Origin of the sequence: Pandoraea sp. B-6 (genome assembly GCF_000282835.1) — a bacterium.
In the GTDB taxonomy this organism is placed as follows: domain Bacteria; phylum Pseudomonadota; class Gammaproteobacteria; order Burkholderiales; family Burkholderiaceae; genus Pandoraea; species Pandoraea cepalis.
In genome coordinates this window covers 11299-17794 of record NZ_KB290508.1, presented here as the reverse complement: position 1 = coordinate 17794, position 6496 = coordinate 11299, and the positions used below count along the sequence as shown (strand labels likewise).

Sequence of the window (6496 nt, the reverse complement as noted above, 5' to 3'; positions counted from 1 at the left end):
GTGATGCAATCGTCCGCTCGCTCAAATGCAACGCATGCGCGACTTCATTGACGGCCAGGCCGTCGACCAGCATATGAAACACTTCATTTTCGCGAATCGACAAGCTCAGGTGCCTAGACTTGTCGTCGTGTGCATCGGCGTCGTGCCGCGCGCGCGGCCCCCGATGCGAAGCCTGCGGTGGCTCACGGCGCGCCCCGGGTTCGCGCCACCCTGCGTCGGAAGCCGCCCGCGATGCTGCCCGGCTTCGTCCGCCTTCGAGTTTCATGCCCGCCTCCTGTAAAGAAACGTCCCACGCCCGAACCGCCGGCCGCACGTCGAGGCGAACGGAGGGCGTCGCCTATTGTGCGTCAGACAATTCACGCTCGTATCTTCGGGGAAGCTGATCGCTGTCGCGCATTCGATTGGTTGTGCCTAATCCGCCACGCATGCACCGTCGCCGAGCACGAAGCGTCCGCGGCCACCATGCTTGGCGTCGTACAGCGCGCGGTCCGCCGCGTCGAACATCATGTCGGGCGTCTTGACTTCACCGCTCGCGACCATCGCCACGCCCACGCACGCCCCCACCGTAACGGCCCCGACGGACAGCGACATCGGCCGCGACGTTGCATCGAGAATCGACATGGCCGTGCGCTCCACATCGAGAATATCCTGCACGTCACGCATGATGACGGCGAATTCGTCGCCACCGAAGCGGGCAATGATGTCGCCCTCGCGCACGCTCGCGACCAGCCGTTTGGCCAGACGCCGCAGCAACTCGTCGCCGAGCGCATGCCCCCACGTATCGTTGACGAGCTTGAAGCGATCCAGATCGACGAACAGCAGCGCCTGCGCGCCGCCCCCCTCGCGCGCCACGCGCAACGCACCCGCCAGCGCCTGATCGAAGCCCTTGCGATTGAGCAGCCCCGTCAGGTGATCGGTGTGCGATTCGCGCCGCCAGCGCCGCTCGTTCGAGCGCTCGACGGTGATATCGCGGACAAACACATGAACGCCGGCAAGGACATCGTGCATGGCCCATTCCGGCTGATAGCTCACCTCGAAGCAGCGGAACGCCGCGTCGTCGCCAAAATCCCAGATGAACGTGGCGGCTTCGCCCGCGAATGCCCGGGCGAGATGCGGCGCGAACTCGCGATAGAGCGATGGGCCGAGCAGCTCGCTCGCCGTCGCCCCGAGAATGCGTTCACGCGGCCGCCGCAACCGCAGTTCACAGGCCCGATTCACGAACGCAAAGCGCTCGTTGCTGTCGAGAAACGCAACGAGATAGGGCACCCGATCCGCAATTTCCTGCATGTGGCGCACACTCGCCCGCGCCGCCTCGCGCGAGCCCTCGAGCGCCTCGGTACGATCGCGCAGTTGCTCCATCATGTCGCGAAACGCGTTCGCGAGCGCCCCGATCTCGTCGGCACGCTGGACAGGCAGCGACTGCACTGCGCGCATGTCGCCGGCGCTGCGCTGCACGAGGTCGCGCAGTGTATCGAGCGGACGCAGCATGTGCCGCGCCATCCACCACATCGCGAACGCGGCCAGCCCGATCGCCGCGATCGCGAGCAGGATCACGCGACGCCGCACGCGCGCTAGTGGATCGAACGCTTCAGCCCCGGGCAACACTGCGACAACCGACCAACCGGTCGTGGCCATGGTCGCGCGCGCCACCAACGGATGCATGCGCAAGAGAGGGTTCGGCCCCGGATCACGCACGCCGCAGAGCGTCTGCGCCGGGCCGACGGGCGAGAGAATTTTCGTCACGTCCGCCTGAATGACATAGCGCGCGGGATTTTCATTCGTCGTCACGCAGTAGCGGCCGGTCGCGCCGATCGCATTGCTCGCCAGATCGACCATGAAGTTTTGCCGCAGCAGATTGATCGCGCCGCCGATCACGGCAATCGTCTTTCCCTGCGCGTCCACGACGGGTACCGCGAGGATAATGCCCGGCGAACGGGTGATCCTGCCCGCGATCAGTCCGGACGCCGCCTGCGGCGCGCCCGCGAGCACCTGCCGGAAATAGTCGCGATCGGCAATGTTGATCGCCGTGGCGGGGAACGTCGAGTCGTAGCGCATACGGCCGTCGGGCGCGGCGACGAAAATCGTGTTGAAGGTCTCGGGCATCGACACCGACATGTTGGCGAAGGCGTCGAACTGGGCGAGCGTCATCGCGTCCGGATGGCCAAGGTGGCGCGCCATGCGATGCAGGGCGAGAAACTTCCCGCGCATCTTGTCATCGAGCTGTTCGGCCACGAGCTGGACCTGTGTGTCGAGCTGCGCCTGCATCGAGCTTCGCAACTCCCCATAGACGAAGAATTCGATGCCGACGGCGACGCCGACGATCAATATCATCGAGACCAGGGCCGTCGTGGCCGCGACCCGTCCCTTCAACGACTTCACCATACTGGCCCGTGCGAAAGTAGCTTGCGATGCTTTTTGTTCATTTTTGCGGGTGCTTACCCCCGAAACGGCACATTTTCTGGAAACTTGAGCAAAATTTGCCGCCTTCGTGTAACAAACTCATCGACACTCACTTGCGACATTGCCGGACGACGGCTAACGATGTTCGCCGAACCCGTCGTAAAATTGCGCATCCAACGCGCCACGAGGGGGCGACGCGGCGCGCGCCACGCTGAATCGGCGCGGTATCGCACGCCGGCAGGGTCTCCCCGCCCCCCTCGTGACCCGATCTGCCCGACCCGACCGAATTCATGACGAGCACCCAAGCCCAAGCCACCCCCGCCGCCGCTGCACCGATGACGCCGATGATGCAGCAGTACACGCGCATCAAGGCCGACCATCCGAACATGCTCGTCTTCTATCGCATGGGCGATTTCTACGAGCTGTTCCACGACGACGCAGCCAAAGCGGCACGACTGCTCGACCTGACGCTCACCGCGCGGGGCCAGTCGGGCGGACAACCGATTCGCATGGCCGGTGTGCCGCATCACGCCGTGGAGCAATACCTCGGCAAGCTCGTCAAGCTCGGCGAGTCGGTGGCCATCTGCGAGCAGATCGGCGATCCCGCCACCGCCAAGGGGCCGGTCGAGCGCAAGGTCGTGCGCATCGTCACGCCCGGCACGCTGACCGACGCCGCCTTGCTCAGCGACAAGGTCGACCAGTATCTGCTGGCCGTACACATGCCGCCGGCGCGACGCGCCAGCGAGCGCGTCGCCGGCCTCGCCTGGCTCTCGCTCGCCAGTGGCGAGCTGCGCCTGATGGAAGTCGCCGCCGACAAGCTGCCGCGCGAGCTGGAGCGCATCCGCCCGGCCGAGACGCTGGTGCCCGACAGCGCCCTCGAAGCCTTCGAGGGCTTCTCCCTCGGCACCACGACGCGCGTGCCCGACTGGCACTTCGACACGGCCGCCGGCACGCAACGCCTGCGCGATCAACTGGGTGTCGCGAGCCTGACGGCCTTCGGCTGCGACGGCCTGAACCCGGCGCTCGGCGCAGCCGGCGCATTGCTGCAGTACGCAGCGGCCACGCAGGGCCAGTCCTTGCGCCATGTGCAAAGTCTGAACGTGGAGCGGGAAGCCGCCTATATTGGCCTCGACGCGGCCACGCGGCGCAACCTGGAACTCACCGAAACGCTGCGGGGCACCGAATCGCCCACGCTGCTCTCGCTGCTCGACACTTGCGGCACCACGATGGGCAGCCGGCTGATGCGCCACTGGTTGCATCATCCGATGCGCGATCAGCAGGTGCCGCAGTCGCGCCAACTGGCCATTGCGACGCTGCTCGAAGGCCCGGGCACGTGGCGCGCGCTGCACAGCGAATTGCGGCATGTGGCGGACGTCGAGCGAATCACGGCCCGCCTGGCGCTGCTCACCGCGCGGCCACGCGATTTATCGAGTCTGCGCGACGCGTTGCGCCGCCTGCCCGAACTGCACACCACGCTGCGTGCCGTCGAAGCGCGTTCGCCGCTGCTTGCGATGCTGCACGAAGACCTCGCGATTCCCGAGGCTGCGCTGGCCATGCTCACGGGCGCCATCGCCGAAGAACCGGCGGCCATGCTGCGCGACGGCGGCGTCATCGCGCGCGGTCACGATGCCGATCTCGACGAACTGCGCGATATCTCGGAGAACTGCGGCCAGTTCCTCATCGATCTGGAAACGCGCGAGCGTGCGCGCACCGGCATCAACAATTTGCGGGTCGAGTTCAACAAGGTGCATGGCTTCTACATCGAAGTCACGCGCGGCCAGACCGACAAGGTGCCCGACGACTATCGCCGCCGCCAGACGCTAAAAAATGCCGAGCGCTACATTACGCCGGAGCTCAAGACGTTCGAGGACAAGGCCTTGTCCGCGCAGGAGCGCTCGCTCGCGCGGGAGAAACTGCTGTACGACGCGCTGATGCAAGCCCTGCTACCGCATATCACCGAGTTCAAACGCATCGCGCAGGCGCTCGCCCAGTTGGACGTTCTCGCCGCGCTGGCCGAGCGTGCCGAAACGCTCGGCTGGGTCAAGCCCGAGCTGGTGGAGGATCGCGTGGTCGACATTCGCCAGGGTCGCCACCCGGTCGTCGAACGACAAGTGGAGCGCTTCATCGCCAACGACTGCTCGCTGGGCGACGCGCGCCGCCTGCTGCTCATCACCGGCCCGAACATGGGCGGCAAGTCGACCTTCATGCGTCAGACCGCCCTCATCGCCCTGCTCGCTTACGTCGGCGGCTACGTGCCCGCCGAGGCGGTGCGACTTGGCCCGCTCGACGCCATCTTTACGCGAATTGGCGCGTCGGACGACCTCGCGGGCGGGCGTTCGACGTTCATGGTCGAGATGACCGAGTCGGCTGCGATTCTGCACACGGCGACCGACCAGAGTCTGGTACTGATGGACGAGATCGGGCGCGGCACGTCAACGTTCGACGGTCTCGCGCTGGCCTGGGCGATTGCGCGGCATCTGCTTGGGCACAATCGCAGCTACACGCTGTTCGCTACCCACTACTTCGAACTGACCCAACTGCCCGATGAGTTTGCGCAATGCGCGAACGTGCATCTGTCCGCCGTGGAGCACGGCGAAGGGATTGTGTTTCTACACGCGGTGCAGGACGGTCCAGCCAGTCAGAGCTACGGATTGCAGGTCGCGCAACTTGCCGGGGTGCCGATGCCAGTCATTCGCGCGGCGCGCAAGCATCTCGCGTTACTCGAACAGCAGGCGCTCGATCCTGCCGCCCCACAACTCGATCTGTTTGCGCCACGAGCGCCGGTCGATGCCGGCGTCGATGACCCGTCGGAGGACGCCTTGGATAGCGCGTCGAACGGCCCGCTCGCGACGCAGGGCAGCCGTGGCTCGACGCACAGTGCCGCCGCCCTCGATCCCGCCGCCGAGGCGACGTTGGCACGTCTGTCGCAGATCGATCCCGACGAGTTGCGCCCGCGCGAAGCGCTCGACCTGCTGTATGAACTGCGCGACCTGATGGACGGCCGCAAGCACTGACGTCGCCCCTCATGCCGAGCCTGCCTCGCCTGCGCGCCCCTCGTCACACAAGCCACGGCCTGCGCGCCGTGTGCCTCTTGGCGCTCGCGTTCGCGCTCGTCACGGGCACCGCACCGACGACGGCCGCATCGGCAAACGCCAGGATGGCCACGACGTCCAGGGGGAAGACAGCGGCAAAGCCCGGCGCCAAAGGCCCGCGCAAGCCGCCACCGTTCGAATTCGCGGTGCTGGGCAACACCCCCTTCGGCAACACGGAGGTGCCGGTGGTGCGCAACGTGCTCGCGAGCATTGGTGACAGTCAGGCCGTGTTCGTCGTCCATGCGGGCAATCTCAAAAGCGTGACAGAGTCGTGTCGCGACGAACTCGTCACGCAGCGCCTGAGACTTCTCGCCAGTTCGCCCAAGCCGCTCATCTACGTACCTGGGGCGAACGACTGGGCCGATTGCCAGCGCGCCACTGAGGGCGGCTACAACCCCGTGGAGCGGCTCGACTTCCTGCGCGATCAAGCGTTCAGCGACGATGCGTTGCTCGGCCCCGGCCCCGTGGGTCACGCGCCACTCGATCTCACGCGTCAAAGCGACATGGCACGCTTTCGCCAGTATCACGAAAATGTGCGATGGTTCTATAACGGCGTGGTATTCGTCGGCCTGAATCTGCCCGGCAACAACAACAATTACCGCTCGGCGGGGGGACGTAACGGCGAATTCGAGGATCGGGCCGTGGCGACGCGCGTCTGGCTGCAGCATGCGCTCGTCTACGCGAAGCAGAAGGATGCGGTCGGCATGGTCATCATTGCGCAGGCCGATCCCGCGTTCGAACCGGCGCGACGCGCAGGGCTGGGAAGTCTTTTCTCGGATCGCGTGGGACGCCACGGCGTCGACGGCTTCAAGGAATTCCGGACGCAGTTGCTACGGCTCACGAATCGCTTCAAAGGACCGGTGCTGCTCATCGACAGCGGCAAGACAATGCGCCACGTGCAACCGCTGCGCGATGCCCACGGCGCACCGGTGAAGTCGTTCACCCAACTGAGCACCTACGGCTCGCCAACCGCGAATCGATGGGTGCGCGTGCAGGTCGATCCG

Annotated in this window: 4 protein-coding genes; 2 read left to right on the top strand and 2 right to left on the bottom strand. The window is 65.9% G+C overall.

The window, feature by feature from the left end; all coding sequences use genetic code 11:
- Positions 1–265: LuxR C-terminal-related transcriptional regulator (locus A985_RS29785; protein WP_198288674.1), on the bottom strand; the 265-nt coding region annotated here is incomplete at its 3' end.
- Positions 266–411: 146 nt separating this feature from the next.
- Complete coding sequence (locus A985_RS24755) at positions 412–2382, bottom strand: diguanylate cyclase domain-containing protein (protein WP_017233008.1); 1971 nt, start codon at positions 2380–2382, stop codon at positions 412–414.
- A gap of 308 nt (positions 2383–2690) precedes the next feature.
- Here A985_RS24755 and mutS point away from each other — a divergent pair, with 308 nt between their 5' ends.
- Together mutS and A985_RS24750 are read left to right on the top strand one after the other, a co-directional pair.
- Positions 2691–5414, top strand: a complete 2724-nt coding sequence (mutS, locus tag A985_RS0108625) for a DNA mismatch repair protein MutS (protein WP_017233007.1) — start codon at positions 2691–2693, stop codon at positions 5412–5414.
- An 11-nt stretch (positions 5415–5425) separates the two neighbouring features.
- The coding region (locus A985_RS24750) for a hypothetical protein (RefSeq protein WP_198288673.1) at positions 5426–6496 on the top strand (1071 nt) is incomplete at its 3' end.